Origin of the sequence: Actinomyces oris (assembly GCF_006546825.1) — a bacterium.
Lineage (GTDB): Bacteria > Actinomycetota > Actinomycetes > Actinomycetales > Actinomycetaceae > Actinomyces > Actinomyces oris.
This window is the reverse complement of sequence record NZ_VICC01000001.1, coordinates 673,975-692,002: the sequence shown is the minus strand read 5'-3', so window position 1 is coordinate 692,002 and position 18,028 is coordinate 673,975. Positions and strand designations below refer to the sequence as shown.

Annotated in this window: 15 protein-coding genes, 1 tRNA gene and 1 pseudogene; 9 read left to right on the top strand and 8 right to left on the bottom strand. The window is 69.1% G+C overall.

Translation table 11 applies throughout. The features are described from left to right. Positions 1 to 74: 74 nt before the first annotated feature. Entirely contained in the window at positions 75 to 314 is a 240-nt protein-coding gene (locus tag FK267_RS13475) for a hypothetical protein (protein WP_198498127.1), read from the bottom strand. On the opposite strand from FK267_RS13475, the gene FK267_RS02880 reads away from it, so the two are divergent. The 5 genes and pseudogenes from FK267_RS02880 to FK267_RS13825 all read left to right on the top strand — a co-directional run. Then, positions 313 to 933, top strand: coding sequence for a hypothetical protein (locus tag FK267_RS02880; RefSeq protein ID WP_141406208.1), 621 nt, complete (start codon positions 313 to 315; stop codon positions 931 to 933). The two genes, FK267_RS13475 and FK267_RS02880, sit on opposite strands and share 2 nt — an antisense overlap. 342 nt (positions 934 to 1,275) lie before the next feature. Further along, positions 1,276 to 1,737 carry a recombinase family protein gene (locus tag FK267_RS02870; RefSeq protein WP_141406206.1) on the top strand — a complete coding sequence of 154 codons (462 nt, stop codon included), beginning with the start codon at positions 1,276 to 1,278 and terminating at the stop codon, positions 1,735 to 1,737. 10 nt (positions 1,738 to 1,747) lie between these two features. Beyond that, on the top strand, positions 1,748 to 2,032 hold the full coding sequence (locus tag FK267_RS02865; RefSeq protein ID WP_170198571.1) for a transposase: 285 nt from the start codon (positions 1,748 to 1,750) through the stop codon (positions 2,030 to 2,032). Next, on the top strand, positions 2,029 to 2,826 hold the full coding sequence (locus tag FK267_RS02860) for an IS3 family transposase (RefSeq protein WP_170198570.1): 798 nt from the start codon (positions 2,029 to 2,031) through the stop codon (positions 2,824 to 2,826). The genes FK267_RS02865 and FK267_RS02860 overlap by 4 nt, the downstream gene beginning before the upstream one ends. A gap of 735 nt (positions 2,827 to 3,561) precedes the next feature. Beyond that, positions 3,562 to 3,636: pseudogene (locus tag FK267_RS13825) on the top strand (hypothetical protein); the annotation flags it as partial. 196 nt (positions 3,637 to 3,832) lie between these two features. Here the strand turns inward: FK267_RS13825 and FK267_RS13570 are convergent. From FK267_RS13570 to FK267_RS02835, 5 genes are all read right to left on the bottom strand, one after another. After that, the gene (locus FK267_RS13570) at positions 3,833 to 4,096 is read right to left on the bottom strand and encodes a hypothetical protein (protein WP_232622505.1); all 264 of its coding nucleotides are present in this window, start codon (positions 4,094 to 4,096) and stop codon (positions 3,833 to 3,835) included. Between the two features lie 80 nt (positions 4,097 to 4,176). Beyond that, positions 4,177 to 4,252 (bottom strand) — tRNA-Ala (locus FK267_RS02850). Between the two features lie 111 nt (positions 4,253 to 4,363). Next, on the bottom strand, positions 4,364 to 5,983 hold the full coding sequence (locus tag FK267_RS02845) for a type II secretion system protein (protein ID WP_232622504.1): 1,620 nt from the start codon (positions 5,981 to 5,983) through the stop codon (positions 4,364 to 4,366). Positions 5,984 to 6,236: 253 nt separating this feature from the next. Continuing rightward, positions 6,237 to 6,983, bottom strand: a complete 747-nt coding sequence (locus FK267_RS02840; protein WP_141406196.1) for a GNAT family N-acetyltransferase — start codon at positions 6,981 to 6,983, stop codon at positions 6,237 to 6,239. Further along, positions 6,983 to 8,194 (bottom strand): molybdopterin molybdotransferase MoeA, encoded by a 1,212-nt coding sequence (locus FK267_RS02835; protein ID WP_141406194.1) that lies wholly within the window; start codon positions 8,192 to 8,194, stop codon positions 6,983 to 6,985. The genes FK267_RS02840 and FK267_RS02835 overlap by 1 nt, the downstream gene beginning before the upstream one ends. 95 nt (positions 8,195 to 8,289) lie before the next feature. On the opposite strand from FK267_RS02835, the gene FK267_RS02830 reads away from it, so the two are divergent. The 3 genes from FK267_RS02830 (at position 8,290) to mscL (ending at position 10,579) form a co-directional block, all read left to right on the top strand. Further along, on the top strand, positions 8,290 to 8,952 hold the full coding sequence (locus FK267_RS02830; RefSeq protein WP_141406192.1) for a 5-formyltetrahydrofolate cyclo-ligase: 663 nt from the start codon (positions 8,290 to 8,292) through the stop codon (positions 8,950 to 8,952). A gap of 298 nt (positions 8,953 to 9,250) precedes the next feature. Further along, positions 9,251 to 10,036 carry an SAF domain-containing protein gene (locus FK267_RS02825; RefSeq protein WP_141406276.1) on the top strand — a complete coding sequence of 262 codons (786 nt, stop codon included), beginning with the start codon at positions 9,251 to 9,253 and terminating at the stop codon, positions 10,034 to 10,036. Between the two features lie 102 nt (positions 10,037 to 10,138). Beyond that, positions 10,139 to 10,579, top strand: a complete 441-nt coding sequence (mscL, locus tag FK267_RS02820; RefSeq protein ID WP_141406190.1) for a large conductance mechanosensitive channel protein MscL — start codon at positions 10,139 to 10,141, stop codon at positions 10,577 to 10,579. 91 nt (positions 10,580 to 10,670) lie between these two features. Here mscL and FK267_RS02815 read toward each other — a convergent pair whose 3' ends face one another. Next, a complete protein-coding gene (locus tag FK267_RS02815) occupies positions 10,671 to 10,979 on the bottom strand; it encodes a hypothetical protein (RefSeq protein WP_232622503.1) in 309 nt (102 codons plus the stop codon). A gap of 70 nt (positions 10,980 to 11,049) precedes the next feature. Further along, on the bottom strand, positions 11,050 to 15,363 hold the full coding sequence (locus tag FK267_RS02810) for a DNA helicase (protein WP_141406188.1): 4,314 nt from the start codon (positions 15,361 to 15,363) through the stop codon (positions 11,050 to 11,052). A gap of 277 nt (positions 15,364 to 15,640) precedes the next feature. Between FK267_RS02810 and FK267_RS13820 the strand changes: the two genes are divergently transcribed. Next, the gene (locus FK267_RS13820) at positions 15,641 to 17,080 is read left to right on the top strand and encodes a replication initiator (RefSeq protein ID WP_408626783.1); all 1,440 of its coding nucleotides are present in this window, start codon (positions 15,641 to 15,643) and stop codon (positions 17,078 to 17,080) included. Positions 17,081 to 18,028 lie beyond the last annotated feature (948 nt).

Genomic DNA, 18,028 nt, shown 5'->3' with positions numbered 1-18,028 from the left:
ATGACCTCGCACACGACCTGGGTCTCGAACCCCTCCGAGTGTTTCGCTGCTGGCATGGCCTCCATCCTATCGACTCACGGGAAGAAAAACTCCCCCAGTCCGAGAAACACCACGCACTCCACCATATCGAGGGAGAAGAATTCGTCGCCTAGAAGATCGGCCACGACACCGCCCGCACCCGCTACGACGTCGACCGCACACCCCGCCAAGCTCTCAAGCGTCAGCCGGCTGGACAGGCCTTCGAACCACCCCAGCACCACCAGGCCACGCCTGCTGCCGACAGCCTCAGCATGTGACCCGGGCGGACCGATCATGAGCAGTCACGGCCCCGATCCCGACGACCAGTACGACGACCCCAGCATCCTCGACGACCAGCCCGACATGTTCGACGCCAATGCCCTGCCCGAGCCACCGCACCCGATCAACTGGAACCTACTGTCGGCGCAGGAACTGGAAACAGAATTGCTGGAGCTGAACCGGTGGGTCGACTGGCTTCGCCACACCTACGGACTGCCTGCCTCGGTCGTCCCGCCGTACTGGCACCGCCACCCCGAACTGGTCTGGGAACTTTCCGCGCTGCACCTGCACTGGCTGTGCGCCTACGACCCCGAGCAAAACGGTTCCGCACCCCTGGGCTGGCACCGCGACTTCGCCGACGCCCGCCACCGCCTACGCGACTGGGTCACGGCCTCCGACACCCGCCTCGACCGAGACCATCCCACCCGACAGACCACCTGGCCCGGCGAAGAACCCCAGCCCACTCACGAGGAGTCGGTGATCACTGACCGGGATTCCGACTTCGTCCAGCACGTCATCGACCAAGTCAACGAACGCCAGGCTGCTGAAGACGCCTTCTACGCCAGCCTGGATGAGCGGATCGACCCGGCGACCGGTGAGGTTCGTGACAACGTGTCGGGCCGTGAGGGTGGTTGAGGATGGTGCGCCGGTACCGCCGCGCCACGGCCCGAGTCGAGGCGGATCGGCCCCTGTGCGTCCGGTATGAGCCGCGTGAGGAGATCGAGGCTGCGAAGGTTGCCGAGGTGTTGATCCGGATCGCGCTGCGCACCGCTGGCGACCAGCCCGGCGGTCAGTCCGGTGCCCATCTTCGTCGCCTGCTCGTAGCCGATCGCTAAACTGGGCCCACGTCAAGTTCGGTGTTGTTGGCACCTGCCTTGCTAAGCCCCGTTCGCGGGGTGTTCTTTTCGACTCTGACGTGACCGCCTCCAGCGCCCCACCCGCCCCCAGTTATGTGGGGGCTTGTGAAAGGCAGTCACCATGACACTCGATCAGTTCTCCGGCCTCGACGTCCCAGGCCTTCAACGACTCGCCCGCACCACACCACGCCCAGACGCCACAGCGACCGGGGCTAAGGGGCAGGTGGCGGCGATCAGCTACCTGCGGGTCTCGACCAAGGATCAGGCCACCCGCAACGGGCTGGAAGAGGGCATGTCGATCCCAGCCCAGCGCGAAGCCGCGCAGCGCAAGGCCGAACATCTCGGCGCCGTCATCATCAAGGAGTTCATCGAGCCCGGCGAGTCCGCCAAAACCGCACAACGACGTGCGCTCCAAGAGATGCTCGACTACGCCACCACACACCCCGTGCGGTACTGCATCATCAACAAGGTCGACCGCCTCGCCCGCAACCGGATCGATGACGCCAAGATCCACGCCGCACTACGGGATGGAGTGCGTGGTGTTTCTCGGACTGGGGGAGTTTTTCTTCCCGTGAGTCGATAGGATGGAGGCCATGCCAGCAGCGAAACACTCGGAGGGGTTCGAGGCCCAGGTCGTGTGCGAGGTCATTGAGAAGGACCGCACGATAGCCTCGATAGCCGCCTCGTACGATCTTGTGGCCCAGACGGTGGGGAACTGGGTCGCCAGATACAGAAAAGATCATGCCACCGACCAGGACCACAAGAAAACCTTCGAGTCAGCCGAGATCGCGAAGCTGAGAGCGGAAAACAGGGAGCTGCGTCAGGAGAACGAGTTCCTGACAAAAGCAGCCACCTTCTTCGCCAAGGAACGACCGTGACCGAGCGCTACGAGGTCATCAACCGCGAAGAAGGCCACTATCCCATCTCCTCAATGTGCCGGTGGGCCGGTGCCTCACGGTCCGGCTACTACTCCTGGCGCGACCGACCTGAGTCCATCACCAGAGCGAAAAGAAAAGAGCTCAGTATCAACATCAAGGACGTTTTTAAGGACTCCGACGGCACTTACGGGTACCGAAGGATCCAGGCCTATCTGGAGAGGCGTGGGGTGAGGGTGGATGGCGCCACGATCCGCTCCATCATGAGGGAGCTGGGCCTTGAAGCCGCGCAGCCACGGGCGAAGGTCCGTACCACCGTGCCGGCCGAGGACCTCGATGAGCGCCCCGACCTGGTGGGGCAGGACTTCACCGCCGACGAGCCTGGGCGTAAGTGGTGCGGGGACATCACTTCCATCAACACATGGGCCGGATTCGTCTATCTTGCCACTGTTCTGGACTGCTGCACCAAGAAGGTCGTGGGGTACGCGATGGCCGATCATATGTGCACCTCACTGGTGTGTGAGGCCATCGACATGGCAGCCAGGCGCTGCCCGGTTGAGAAAGGTATGACAGTCTTTCACTCCGACCGGGGCAGTCAGTACACGTCTCAGAAGTTCCTGGACCACCTGAAGAACTATGGCATCCGTCCGTCCGTGGGGCGTACCGGAGTGTGCCGGGACAATGCCTGGGCGGTATTCTTCAATGCCACGCTCAAGAACGAAAGGGGGTATAGAATGGTGTATCCCACGAAGGACAAGGCGATCAACGATATTGTCTCGCGGGTCGAGCTGAGATAAAATCACATACGCCTTCACTCAGCCCTGGGATACCGCACACCTAACGAGGTCGAGCAAGAATTACTGGGCCTAACCAAGGCAGCCTGAAACCCCAAACAAGCAGTGTCCAAAAAACACCTAGCAGTCCAGGATGCGAACATCAGCCTGGTGTCGGTCACCGAGAACATCGACGAGACCCCCTCAGGGATCAGGGATGATGATGCACGGCATCCTGGCCTCCATGGCCGAGTTCTATTCGCTGAACCTGGCCCAAGAAGTCCTCAAAGGCATGACCCAGAAAGCGCCATCGGCGGCACCTCCACCAAAGCACCTCTGGGCTACCTCAACGTCCGCACCACCGACGCCCGAGGACGCGAGTCCCGCGTGATCCAAGTCGACCCCGAACGCGCCGACCTCGTCCGTTTCGCGTTCACCGCTACGCCACCGGGGACTGGTCCCTGTCGCGCTTGGCCAAGGAACTGACAGCCCGTGGCCTGACCACCCGGCCCACGCCCTCGCAGCCGGCCAAGCCAGTCACCACCACCGGGCTGCACAAGATCCTGACCAGCCCCTACTACCAGGACACCGTCACCTTCCGCGGCGTCACCTACGGGCACCCACGAGCCCCTCGTCGACGCGGAGACGTGGCTGCGGGTCCGAACCAACCTCGACACCAACAACGCCCGTGGCGAACGACCCCAGAAGTACGACCACTACCTCAAAGGCACCCTGTACTGCGCCTGCGGAGCCAAGCTCATGATCGAACACCCCCGCGACAAGGCCGGGGACCGCTACGAGCACTTCACCTGCTCCGGACGACGCCGCAAGACCACCAACTGCACTCGCTCCGCGATCCTCGCCGAACGCGCCGAAGCCGAGATCGAACACACCTACCAGCGCAAATCCCTCAGCCCAACCCAGGCTGAGCACGTCCGGAAGGTCCTCAACGACGTATTCGACCAGCTCGAAGCCGAACGCCTCAAGCTCGTCCAGGCCCACTACGCCGACGCGATCCCACTCGACCTCCTCAAGAAGCGAGCAAGACCGCATCCGCGCCAGCCTCGACCAGATCAGCACACGGCTCGACAACCTCACCGACACCTACGCCGACGCCCGAACGGGCTTGGACCGGCTCACCGAACTCCTGGTCGACCTCGACGACCTCTACAACAAGTGCGAACCCGCCGAACGACGCATCCTCAACCGCGCCCTGTTCACCCGCATCACCATCGACGACGAAGAGAACGCCACCTACACCCCCGAGCAGATCGCCGCCAGCATCCTCGCCCACACCAGCATCGATGCCCTGTCCGAAGTCACCGCGGAAACAGGTCTGCCCCGCCAGTTTCCTGGCGGGGCAGACCTTCGAGGTGGTGGAGCTAGGGGGATTCGAACCCCCGACCTTCTCATTGCGAACGAGACGCGCTACCAACTGCGCCATAGCCCCAAGTGCGGACCGATCCTAGCATCGCCGCCGGGAGTCGTGGCAAGTTCGGTGGCGGTGAGCCCGCCCACCGCACCCGGGTCGCCCGGCGGCGTGCCGCGGGAGCGCCCGGCGCTACTCGCCGGCTGCGCGCCGCCCCTCGAGGATCGCGTCGAGGTCGATGGGGTGGAAGAGCTCCTCCTCATCCTCCACAGGAGCGGGAATGTAGCCGCGGGCCGACTGCGGGCGGGCGGGCACCGGTGCGGAGGTGCCTGGGTCAACCACTGGGTCGGCGTAGGAGCGCCGGGGTGCGCGGGCCGCCAGCGTGTAGGTCGGAGCGGGGACGTGGACCGGTCGCCAACCCTGGGGCGGGGTCGACGTCGTCGCCTCCTCCTTGACGACTCCCTCCGTCGCCGCCGGGGCAGCGGCAGCGGGGGCCTGCGGGCGGGCGACCGTGGGGGCAGGCTCTGAAGCAGTGCGGGAGACAGCCTGGGGAGCAGAGTCGGCAGCGCGCCGAGCCGGCTCAGCGGCGACCTGCGGGGAGGGGGCCGCAGCGGCGCGCTCCTGAGCCTCCTGCTCAATGGCGCTCGCCTCGGCGAAGAGCTTGCCCCAGCCGGACAGACTGCGGGAGGTCGAGGCAGGCAGGGAGGCGACGAAGTCCTTGGTGCGCGGCGAGCTCTCCTCGTCGCCGTCGCGGGAGACCGCCTCGCGCACGCCCATGTCCCGGGTGACCCGGCCAGCGTGGCGGGAGGGCACGTACACCGAGGCGCGGCGGGTCGCCTCACGCTCAGCGGCGATGGCGGCGGCGGTCTCGTCATCGAGGTCGGCGTCGAGCCTGGCCAGGCGCTCCTCCTCAGAGTCGACGGCTCGGGAGGGACGGGCAGCAGTGGTGCCGGTCGCCTCGGAGGGGCTGCCGGCGACGGGCTCGGCGGACACAGCGGACTCAGTGGACCCAGCCGACTCGGCAGACACCGAGCGCGCGGCCGGGCGCTGGCCGCCCTCGCGGGTGAGGCGCTCGATGAAGGAGTCCTGCGCGCCGGATTCGCCGGCGGCCTCGACAGACTCGGCCGACACCGCGGACACGGCCGGCGACGCCGCACTGGCGCTGACAGCACTGACCGCACCGCTGGAGGCGCTGCGAGGGCCGTCGACGACGGAGCGGGGCGCGGCCACGACCGAGGCCGAGGAGCGCCGGCCGGTCAGGGTCACCAGAGTCTGCTCGAGCTCGGCGATGCGGCGGCGCTCACGGCGGTCCGCCGCGGCCGAGGCCAGAGCGGCGCGACGCCCGGCCACCATCGAGGCCCCCAGCAGGGCGGAGGGCAGCAGGGCGGGCCACCAGGGCAGCGCGGTGACCAGGCCCAGCACCCAGGCGCCGAGCGTGACTCCGAGCAGGACGCTGGCGACGATCCCACGGTGCGAGGCGGCGACCCGGCGGCGCTCACGCCCCTGGGCGTGAACCTGGCGGGCACGGTCGAGCTCGCGCTCGGTGCGCAGGGCGCGCACATTCCTCACGGCGGGCCTGTTCATCACCCTCACCTCCGGTCGACGTCGAAAGATCTCCGCATGCCCACTGTTCGCGCAGGTGTCGTCGCGTTCGACGGCGGCCGCACCCGTGGCCAGGACCCGCAGCTCAGCCGAGTAGCGGTCCTGGACGTTGGAGCGGCGAGCCATCTCGCGGCGCCCCACTAAAAGCGGAAGGAGGTACACGGAGAGAACCGTGATGAGGGCGATGACTGCCCAGATCTCGATTCCCACACCGCAACCGTAAGTGCGCCTGCCCTCGTCCCCGCGCAGGAACACTCCGGCTTTCCTTCGAAATACCTGGGATTCACGACGTCACACTGTCAGTACGACACCCCTGTCACCACATGAGTCACACACGTTTCTTCCGCCTCTCTGGGCACGCCGTGACCGACCGGCAGACAGCCTGCCCGAACGCGCCGTCGGCACACCCGCCGCTCCCCCGCGAGCACCCCACCCCCACCGGCGCGATCGCCGTGAAAAACGGTCACCCGCGCGCGAGTCGCTGCTCGAATCTGGCACCTTCGGGCCCGTGGACCTCCTCGGCGAGGGCTGCAAAGGAGACGTGGTCGGCCCAGGCGCCGTTGATGTGCATGTAGCCGCGACGCAACCCCTCCTCGCGCAGCCCGAGACCGCGACACAGGGCCAGGCTCCGCTCGTTGTCGGGGCGCACGTTGATCTCCACGCGGTGCAGCCCCACCGGCCCCAGCAGGTGGTCCAGGACGAGGGCCACCGCCAGGCGCATGATCCCCCTGCCCTGCCAGGCCGAGCCGATCCAGTAGCCGACCTGGGCGCTGCGCGTGGCCCCCCAAGTGATCGGGTCGACGGCAATCTGGCCGGCGAAGGCGCCGTCGACCTCGACAACGAAGGGCATCGCCTCGGCGAGCCTGGCCCGGCGCGTCTGGCGACGCAGGAAGACCGGGAAGGTGCTCAGCGTCTCCCCGCCACCGGCCGGCAAGGTGGCCTCCCAGGGAGCGAGCCGGTCGTTGTCCGCCAGCCGCAGCGCCCTCCAGGGCGCCTCATCCTCGGCCCGCAGCTCGCGCACAACGACTGAGGGGCGCTCGGGCGACTGCGTGGCACCGGGTTCCCGCTCCCCCAGGGCGGCCTCAGGCTCGAGGCGTACCGGCCAGGTGAAGCGCGCCGGCATCCCGGCCCCGAGCAGCAGGCCGGCGATGGCCCGCCGCAGCTCCCCGCCGAGGGAGTCGGCGGGCGTCGTCGGGGCAGAGTCGGACATCAGGCGTCCAGCAGAAGGCAGTGGAGGGTGTCACCGGCCACCACGGTGCTCGTGTCCTCGGGCACGACGGCGATGGCGTTGGCCTCGGACAGGCCGTGCAGTCGGACCGTGCCCGGCGGCGCCGTCGGCTCGGCGCGGTATCCGCGGGATGGCGAGCCGCTGACGTGCACGGGGACGAATTCGCGCTTGCCGCTCGGGGAGTGCCAGCCCTCGGAGATGGTGGCCGCCAGGCTGGAGCGGTGCAGGGAGGTGCGTCCGGCGATCTGGCGCAGGACCGGGCGCACGAAGGTCTCGAAGGCGATCTGGGCGCTGACCGGGTCGCCGGGCAGGCAGAAGATCGGGGTGCCCTCGACCGTCCCGACGCCGAGCTGGCGGCCCGGGGACATGGCGACGGCGTCGAAGCGCACCGAGCCCAGGGGGGCCAGAACGTCTTTGACGGTGTCGCCCTGCCCGACGCTCAAGCCCCCGGTGGTGATGAGGACGTCGGCGCGCACCAGCTGGTCCTCGATGGTGTCGGCCAGGGCGCGCAGCTCGTCGGGGACGGCGGCCACCCGGAAGGCTTGGCCGCCGGCGTCGGTGACCGCGCAGGCCAGGGCGTGGCCGTTGGCGTCGAAGACGTCCCCGGCCTCGCGGGACTGGCCGGGCTCGACCAGCTCGTCCCCGATGGAGACCACGACGACGCGCGGGGCGGGGCGCACGCGCACCCGGTGCATCCCGAGGCCCGCCAGCAGGGCCACATGGCGGGCGCTGATGCGCGAGCCTCGCTTGAGGACAGTCGTGCCCGACTTCACGTCCTCGGCACGGCGGCGGACATTGTCGCCGGCCGCGACGGCGCGGTGGATGGTCACCCGGGACTCGCCGCGGTCGGTGTCGGCCCAGGGGATGACGGCGTCGGCGCCCAGCGGCATGGGGGCGCCGGAGTCAATGAGGACGGCGGCACCGGAGACGAGGTGGCAGGGGCGCATGTCGCCGGCGCGCACCGCGTCGACGACGTCGAGCACGAGCGGGTTGTGGCGATCAGCCTCGGCAACGTCCTGGGCGATGACCGCGTAGCCGTCCTGTCCAGCCAGGTCCACGGCGGGCAGGTCGATTCCGGCGGCGACGTCCTGGGCCAGGACGCATCCGACGGCGTCGGGGAGGACCACGTCGAGGGGTGCTGCCGCCTGGGCGATCTCCAGGCAGGCGGCCAGGTGCTCGGCCACTGTTCTCATGGCACTCAGGTTACCGTCAGGTTGACGACATGCGCCGTGCCCCGCCGGGACGAACGGTTCAGACACGACGCGTCATCACCTGCGAGGATGGGACCATGACGACCGGCGCGCTGGACCTTCCCGACACGGGCCGACTCGAGCTCGACGACGCCAAGGACGAGCTGCGCAAGGTGCTGCGGGCGCACCGACGCGCCCATCACCACCACCCGCCCCAGGGGCACTCGGCGGACTGCGAGGCTCTGACTGAGCACGCTCTGGAGGCGGTGGCCGGCGCACAGAGGGTGGCGGCCTTCGTGTCCGTGGGGGCAGAGCCCTGTACCCGACTGCTGCTGGAGCGGCTTCACGAGGGCGGCGTCCAGGTCCTGCTGCCGGTGCTCGGACCCCGCCTGGCGCGCTGCTGGGGGCTGTTCCAGGGAGGTGAGGACCTGGCGGAGCGGGCGCCGAGGCGCCCCCCGGAGCCCAGTGGCCCCACCCTGCCGGCCGAGGCGGTCGGCCAGGTCGACGCCCTCATCATTCCAGCGCTGGCCGTGGACAGTGCCGGGCGCCGCCTGGGACAGGGCGGCGGCTGGTACGACCGCATGCTGCCCCTGCGCTCCCCTGAGGCCCACACCTTCGCCATCCTTCACCCCGAGGAGCTGGTGCCCGGGCCGCTGCCGATGGAGGAGCACGACGAGCCCGTGGACGCCGTCATCACGGCCCAGGAGTGGTTCCTGCTGGCCGCCGGCTCACCGGCGCACTCCCTGTCGTCGGAGTCCTGAGCCACCGACGCCGCGGGCCTCCGGGGGCCACAGGCTCGCCGGCGGCGCCCTCTGTCCACAACGCCAAGGAGCGGGCGTGCCGGGAGGCCGCCGGCCACCGGACCCTGATGACATGAGACCTCGCCACGGACTGCCCCGCCACCCCTCTCTCAGCGCCTCTCGGGATCCTCAGGATCACGGCGGGTCGCCGCGCTCCATCGCCTCCGACTCCCGTCCGGCCCGCCCCAGTGGCCGGGCCGGATGGACCGGATGGGCCGGGGGCCGTCCATCGCTTCTGCTGTGGCGCCATCGCCACCTGGTGGTGGCACTCTGCCTGGGAACCGCGGTCCTGGTGGCCCTCAGCGTGCTGCGTCCCGGCCCCGAACGCGGGCAGCAGGTTCTTGTCGCCTCGCGCTCGATCAGCGCCGGAGCGGTCCTCACCGAGCAGGACGTCTCGATCAGCAACCTTCCGGCCGGCGCCCTCCCCCAGTCCCCGTTGACCTCCGTGGGGCAGGCGGTCGGGAGTCGGGCCGCCATCTCCCTGGAGAAGGGCACGGTGCTGACGGCCTCAATGACCAGCGGCTCCTTGGCCCAGCAGCTGGGAGACGACGAGCGACTGGTCCAGGTGCCTATCGACGTCGGAGCCGAGCTGGCGCGCCCCGGCGCGCGGGTGGACATCATCGGGCAGGCCTCTGAGGACTGGGCGCCGCCGGGGCAGAACGACGCCTCTCAGGGCGGGACGGCACAGAATCCCGGAGAGCAGTCCGAGTCCCCCACCGCACCGAAAGACCCGGGGAACAGCTCGACAACGAGTTCCTCGACCGGCTCCGACACCCCTTCTTCACCAACCGACCAGGGATCACCAGGATTTCAGGAGTCTTCTCAGAGCATTTCCCAAGGAATACCTGTCGCGCCTTTCGAAACTCGCAGCACAGTTCTCTGTTCTGGAGCCCGAGTAGTGATGATTCAGCAGGTCGGAGAAGGTGAGCAATGGACAGGACACAAGAAAGTAACACTTATCACACTGGCTATTCCTGCAAGTAGCGCTACTCTGGTCGTTGGCGCGGCTACGAATAGCACGCTCGGCATTGCGCTGAGCCCGTAATGCCGCTGCGACGTCTTACGCGAATGACAAGACACTCTCACTTTCAGCCCCCGATGGCGCACCCCCGGCAGACGTCTGCCCGCGCCGCTAGAAAGGATCGCCATGATCAAGGGATTCAAGGAGTTCATTGCCCAGGGCAACGCCCTCGAGCTCGCCGTCGCCGTTATCATCGGTGGCGCGTTCAAGCCGATCGTTGACTCCATTACCAAGGTCATCATGACCATCATTGGTCAGCTCATCGGCCAGCCGAACTTCGACTCGCTGGGAGCGTTCTCCCTGTACCAGGACGGTAAGTACACGTTCCACCTGGCCACCGCCAAGGAGCTCGCCGCCAACCCTGACGGCTTCGTGATGCCCGGTGAGATTGTCACCACCATCATCAACTTCATCCTTATCGCGATCGCCGTCTACTTCGCCATTGTCATGCCGATGAACACGATCAAGGAGCGCCTGGCCAAGCAGAAGGCCGAGGAGGAGGCCAACGAGGTCACCGACGTCGAGCTGCTCACCGAGATCCGCGACCTGCTCGCCACCAAGCGCTGAGTCCCCCAGCGATCTGAGCATCGCATCACCGGAAGGCCCCGCCGATCCTCATGATCGGCGGGGCCTTCCGCGTGCCCGCAGCGGCTCGATATCAGCCCCAGTGCGGGGGGACGTCGCGCCGGAGGCGGGCGTCATTGGAGCCGGTGCCACCAGGGGCGGGGGCGTCGAGCCCCTCCGCGGGACCGCTGAGGGCGTCGTGCTCGTAGTCCGCCCTCGCCAGGTCCTCCGGGTTCTGACCGCGGGCCACACGCGCCTGGTCCCGGGGCGAGAGCGCCACCACTCGACGACGTCGCCGCGCACTCCCCCGCTCAGGCGTCACGTCGCTGCCTGGCTCCGCCTCCGCGGCCCGCCCGCGGCCCGATCCACCGGTCACGACGGCGTCATTCACTGTGCGGTTCACGCCATCACTCACGGCATGGCTTGAGGCGCCATGGTCGTTCACTGCGTCATCCAGTACCGCTCGGGCGGCTTCAGCGGGTGCGCCGCACGGCGTTGGCCAGGACCGCGTCGATCCCCGATCCGCGGCGACGCAGCGCCAGAGCGGACCGCAGCTCCTCGACTTCCCCTGCCTCGGAGCGGCCCACGCCGTCGGAGCGGATCCAGGCCATGAGGTCATCGAGCTGGTCGTCGGAGTAGGCCTGCAGCGGCAGCCCCTGGGCGATGCGGGGGCGCTCGGTGCGCTCGTGGGCCTCGGTGGCCTCGGGCTCGGGCGCCTCGGGGACGGCGCGCACCGCGTCGTCAACGCGCTCGGGCACGGCCTCCATGTCCGGGGCAGCCTCGCCCTGACGCTCGACCAGGACGGCCAGGACGAGCTCTTCGACGGCTTTCGCCTCGGCCTCCGGGTCCACGAACACCCCGGCGGAGAAGGCCATGTGGACGCGCCACCCGCGCCGCTCAAGGCGCTCGACGCGGTGCCGGTCGCGCCGGCGCAGGCTGGGCTCGGAGATGTAATCGACGTCGTCGGTCAGGACCGCCACGAGCAGCTCGTCGGGGTAGTCGGGGTGGCCGATGGCCAGCGGGATGCGCACGCCGCCGTCGGTCCCGTAGCGGGGCACGACCGACAGGCCCTTGCGCCACAGGTGCTCGGCCAGGTCCACCAGGAGCCGGTCGGGCACCTTGCCGGCGGAGTTGCCGGACTGGGAGGAGTCCTCGGCCCGGGCCAGGACCTCACGCAGCAGGCGGGCCCCAGGGGCGCGCAGCCGGTCGCGGTCAATGTCTGCGGCCGCCAGGCAGGAGACCACCTGGGTGCTGCCCCGCGAGGCGCACAGGGCCTCGACGAGCCCCACCATGCCGCTGTGGTCCGAGACGGGCCCGAAGTTGTGGATGGTGCGCCCGTGCGGGGTCTTGGCGTAACCCACCGAGATGATGATGTGGTCGCGCTGCAGGGCGCGGGCCTCGGCCAGCTCGACGACGGTGAAGGGCTCTGCCGCCCCGGGGGCGAAGAACTCCTCCAGTGCGGGGGCGCCGGCGGCCGCCCGGGTGATGGCCGAGCGCAGAGCGTCGGCGTGCAGCCGGTTGAGGGCGATGACGGCCAGGGACTCCTCGGGACGGGTCAGGGCGCGGTCGATGACCATGTCGACGACGCGGGAGACCTCGGCCTCCACTGTCTCGACCGCCGTCTGCCCGGGGGCCGGCATGCCCCGCCCGTCCACGAGCTCCAGGGTCAGGGAGGTGTCCCCCGGCGGGGAGGGCACGGCCTCGACGACCCCCTCGTAGCCGTTGGCCGCCAGGAAGGAGGCGATGCCGGCGTCGAGGCTGTTGCGGGCGGTCGGCAGAGTCCGCGAGGGCAGGAGCGGGCCGAGCTCTGCGGCCAGGCCGGTCGTGGCACGCCGGGAGTCACCGACGACGAGCACCTGCTCGGCGCGCACGAAGGCGGGCAGCACCTGCGGGACGGGCATGGGCGTGGAGGCGTCCAACACAGCCAGGTCCACCACCGCGGTGGGCGAGAAGATCTGGGGCACGAGCGTGGGCGGGACGATCCAGATCGGCCGGGCCAGCAGGGCCATGGGGTGGGCGTCGATGATCTCCCGCAGCGGGACGCCGTCCTCACGGGCCAGGGCGATATACAGGGCGCGCGCGTCGGCCTTGTCCTGCTCGACGGCGGCCCGTACCCGCCGGGCGCAGGCCTGGGCCACGGGGCCCGACAGGGAGCGCGTGTGGGCGGCGTCGAGCTCGCGCAGCGAGACGGCCATGTGGGACAGGGCGCGCGCGTCGAGACCGCCCAGGTCGGGGTCGGCGGCGAGGGTCTGCGCCAGCAGGGAGGACCACCAGCAGTAGGTGAGCTCGGGCTCGAGCTGGTCGGCCTCGACGCCGCGGACAGCCATGTCGGCCACAAAGTCGTTCAGCCCCAGGGTCTCGAGCTCGGTGCGGATGCGGTTGACCTCGGGGAGCTTCTGGGCGGTGAGGTCGTCAGCAGCCAGGGAGCGGGCCAGCTCCAGGAGATCCTCCAGGGGCATCTCCATGAGCACCGGGGAGTCCTGGGCGCGCCCCAGCAGCGGCTGCACCTCGGTCACGGCGCCGCGGGCCCGGCCGGCGGTGCGCCGCATCTCGTCCAGGCCCTGGGGCAGGCGGGGCCAGCCGCCGTCGGGGTCGTGGCGGCGCCACACCTCACGGCGGCGCTGGACCTTGACCAGCTCGGCGTGCAGGTCATCGACGACACGGCCCGGACGCACCAGGTCATTGGCTTGCCGGGTGAAGCGCCGGCGCCGCGAGCCATCCATGTGGATGCCCCGCTCGTCGCGCCAGCGCTTGGAGGCGGTGGCGATGACCATGTCGGCGGCGGAGCGCTCGAAGACCTCGGGCAGGAAGACGTCCAGGGACTCGCGCACGCCGTCGAACATGTCGAGCTGCTCGATCCACTGGCCCAGGTTGCGGGCCCGGCTCAGGCCGGTGGTGCGGGCGACCACGGCCGTGTGCTCCTGGATGGTGGGCAGCAGGTCGTTGGCCAGGGCGCGCAGGTGGACGAGCGCGTCGGTGGCCTCGTCCATGTCCTCCACCGGGATCCCGTTCCAGGCGCTGGAGGAGACCTCCGGGGTGAACAGCCCCAGGGTGTGCCCGCGGCGCAGGAGGGTCAGGGCCTGCTCCCGACCGTCCTCATCGAGGCGACCCAGGTGCTCGGCGTCGATGCGGGCCCGGGTGGTTGCGCGGTCGCGCCGGCTGGTGAGCTCGGCGAGCTTCTGCAGCGCCTCGTAGGCGGAGACCGACCAGGGCTCGCGGGGCCGGTGCAGGGCGCGCACGTAGCGGTCCAGGCGGGAGCGGACCGAGGTGAGGCGGTCGCGTGAGGCAATGATCCCGGCGACGTCGAGCTGGGGCGGCTGGACGCCCAGGCTCTCGCGGATTCCCTCGGAGGCGTGCTGGCGCCAGGCGGCGTCCTCGGTGAGGTCCAGGACCATGGAGCCCAGGCCCTCCTCGCGCAGGGCGGCCGCGACGGCGTGTCCGTCGGCGCTGGTGGCGGGCACGTGCAGGACGGTGCGCCCGGAGGCGGCGGCGTCGGCGAAGACGGCGGCCAGGGTGCCGGCGACGTCGGAGCCGGGGGGCGCGTCGATGAGGAAGCTCGCCCCGGTGCCCACCGCCTCGATGACGTCGAGCTGGGCGGGCTCCAGGTCGCCCACGCCGCGCTCGGCGCCGGGGACCCGGTCGGTGGGGACGGCGGGGGGAAGCTCGACGCTGAGGGCCTCGCGGGCCCCCTCGTCCCCGGCGATGGCTGCAACCAGGGCGGAGGTGCGCGAGCGCTCCAGGACGGCGTCGAAGTCCTCCACCAGGGCCTGGCCGGGGTGGACGAAGGCGCCGACGACGAGGCGCTCGTGAATCTCGAAGCCGGGCAGGAACTGCCGGCCCAGGGCACCGATGCGGGCCAGAGCCGCACGCGGCGTGAAGCCCGCCGAGGACAGGGCGGCGCGGGCGATGTCCCCGATGTCGGTGGTGCACTGGTAGCGGCGCAGGGCGCGGGTGAGGACCGGGTTGACCTCGATGGTGGGGTCCAGGGTGAGGGTGGCGTCCGCGGTGGCGGTGGTCAGGCGCACGGGGCGCAGCAGGACCGGGGCGTTGACCGTGCGCACGCGCGGGGCCGAGGGGGCCTCGGGGACGGTCAGTCCGGCGGCGGCCAGGGCGTTGCGGGCGGCGTGCTCGGCAGCGATGCGCTCGACGTGCGGGATCTGGGCGGTCAGGTCCGCCTCCGGTGAGGCGCCGTCGGCCAGGTGGATGCTGCCGTCCTCCTCGCCGTCCTCGGGGACCGTCTCGTTCCAGGTGGCCACCCCGATGGCCAGGTAGACCGGGGCGACGCCGAACTGGCGGGCCAGCACGTCGGTGCGCGCCGAGACCTCGCGCAGGGACTGGCGGGCCTCGCCCAGGGCGTTGCGCTCGCGCACGATGCTGGACAGGTTGGTGGGGCGGCCGGCGTAGAGCTGGGCCAGGCCGGAGGGGTGGGCGGCGGTGAGGTCGACGACGCCGTCGAGCAGGGAGATGTCGTCCAGGCTGGCCACGCCCCCCAGGTCCACGAGCTGGCTGCGCCAGGTGGACAGGGCCGTGTCAATGCGTTCGCGCCGCTCGACGTCCGCCGCGCTCAGCGGCGGTGCGGGCGCGGGGCGAGCAGGAGCGGGAGGCTCCGGTGCGGGGGCGGGCTCGGGCTGGCGCGGTGCGGCGGCCACAGCCCCCAGATCCGCGGCGAAACGCTGTCGGCTCGCGGTTTGATCCGAGCCGGCCGAGGATCGGGCACCCTTGCGTTCATCCTCCCGCAGGGCAGCATCGCGCCGTTTGCGGCCGAAGGAGAAGAACGAAGGCGTCATATGCTCAAGATATAGGCCGATCGACCCTTGGGCGTGGAGACGCACCGCGGCGTGGCACGCCCCATGGGCCGGCGTCGGCCGGCGCCCGCCAGCACCGGTATCTGCCGGCCGGCATCAGCCGACGCGCAGTGCGCCTGCCACCGGCGTGCAGGGACACCGGGTGGAATCGATCGGGTCCGTCGGGCGGCGAAGCCTGCCGAACTGACCCGGTGGTGTCAGTGCCCTCGATTGGATTCGAACCAACGACACCCGCTTTAGGAGTTCGGGCGCAGTTTACATGACGTCTGTGTCAGCGACCGGTTCGGAAGCGCATATGAACCTTCTTAGGGCGCTGGGGGCCGGGGATCTCTCGGAGGCTGATCGCCTGGCTGGCCCGGTGCTGGAGGAGATGGTTAGAGCGAGGCTAGAGGGTGATACTGATCTCGCCGCGCAGGACGAGGCTTTGCTTGCGCGTCTGCCGTGTCGGCACCCCGTCCCGATGCGCTACGACGACGAGGCATCGGGACGGTCTGGCGTCGTTGGTATCCGTTGTGGGTCACGTTCGGTGCTGTCGTGTCCGTCTTGTGCACGTCTGTATAGAGGCGACGTCAGAGCAGTCGTGTACAGCGGTCTTCGGGCTCGGGTTGATGCCGGTGAGAAGTTCGTGCTGTTGACTCTGACCGCGCCTTCGTTCGGGGAGGTCCACCGGGTGCCGAAGTCGCCGACCTCGGGTGCTCCGCCGCTGTGCCGGTGCGGTCGGCGCCATCGTCATGACTCGCCTTTGCGTGGCGTCCCTATTGACCTCGCCTCATACGACTACAGCGGCGCGGTCGACTTCAACGGATGTGCTCCACGTCTTTTCACGCGTACCACGGACGCGCTGTCGGACTGGCTGGCCCGGGTGACGGGCACCTCTTCGGCTCGGTTATCGTATGTTCGGGTCGCGGAGTGGCAGAGCCGCGGTTTGATCCATTTCCATGTCTTGATCTCGCTGCCGCCGTCGGTGTCTGAGATCGATCTCGGCGTTACCGGGGCGGACCGGCGGTTCCTCTGGTCCGAGACTGGCTCTCAGCGCGCATCGACTCTGGAGAGGATTTGCGCAGGCGTGTCCACCTCCTCTCCGTCGGGCCGGGCTCTGCGATGGGGTGCTCAGCTCCGCGCCGACGTGATTGGCTCGGAGCAGCAGGCTTATAGAGCCTCGGGCTATATGTCGAAGGTCATCAATTACGTTCTCAAGGACGTAGTTGCTGCCGGCTCTGACGGCGATGACGAGGAGATGCCATGTACCCCGTCACCTGATGAGATTGCCCGGCGCAGTCACATTCGACGGATGAGTCAGGCTGCACATGCCTGGCGGTGCGGTCGTCCTGGCGGCGGAGCGGATGGCGCTCGTCATCGCCGGTGCTGCGAGGCACACAACTCGCGGTTGCAGCGCTCCTATCGGTGTCGTGGCGGCGGACACCGCTCATTCGGTTGGCACGGAAGGGTTTTCAGCACGTCGCGGGACTGGAGCCCTGATCGTTTGAGTCTCACGCGTTGCCGTCGGCGTAGACAGGACTACTGCTCACGGGCGCGAGGCTCCGTACTGGGCGACAGTGTTGTGTGGCGGCACGCATCGGCCACGTCCTGGTCGCGGGACGCGCGACGTATCCGCGGTGAGATCGAGCGCGATCCTGGTACCGCGTTGGCTTGGGCTCCTCCGGACCCCGGGTCGGGCATCTTGCTCGACGGCGGGTGAGTGCGATGACTGTTGCGGCCTCGGTGGCGACCAGAGTTGCTTAGAGAATGGTGGCTCCGGTAGGCGGTACCTTGATGGCTTTCTGGCTGGTGATTTCCGCACTGTTGGGGTCGGATCATCCGGCCATGGATGACCAGCAGCGCGACGGTGCCGACTGTCGTTGAGGATGGCGGTGGGCGTCTCGCCGCTATCACTGGCTGCTGCGCGATTCTGTCCTGGTCACGCGTGTGCGCTCGGGCACGCTTCATCAGGCCCGCCTACCCTCCGGCCCGCGGCGGTGCCTCATCATCGCTGCGCTGGTGCCGATGTGGTACGGGGGCGGCATCTCGTGGCATGCCAGGTTTCTCGGTGTGATGTTGCGGTTCTTTCGATCCGTGTCCCGCATTTCACGATGCAGGGCACAAGCACGTTAGTGGGTTGGCGGCGCGCGACGCGAGGAGCGCGCCGCCAACCGGGGCCGCCTTCGGCGGCCCCCTTGATCCTGTAGAGAGAAGTTACGGTCAATCTGATTCTTTGGCGTCTTTCCGCCACGACTACACCGTCTCCACCGATCATCTTGCGACAACCGCAGCTCTCCCCATACTCACTGCTGCATACAGCGTCGCATTGACGAGCGCCCGCCGCGTCTCCGCGAGAGTGGCCTGGGCTGAAGCAAGCGCCTCCGGTGTCTCAACGAGTTAGTCGGGCCGAGTCTCCGCATCAGCCAGCACCCTGGCGGCGGCTATCGCTCTGGCTGCCATCGTCTCACAGCCAGCTCGGCAACTCTCGCGTTCCTGGTCGCCCATGATCGGGACGCCACCGAATCACCATGTGTGAGTAACGTCACATTATGGCTTTAGATTGCCACTAAAGGACGCCAGTGGAATGACATCCGATCGTGGCACAACCAAGAATCGTTGTTATTCAGCGAAATCTTCCATCCGAGCCGACCCGCCTATACACATATTT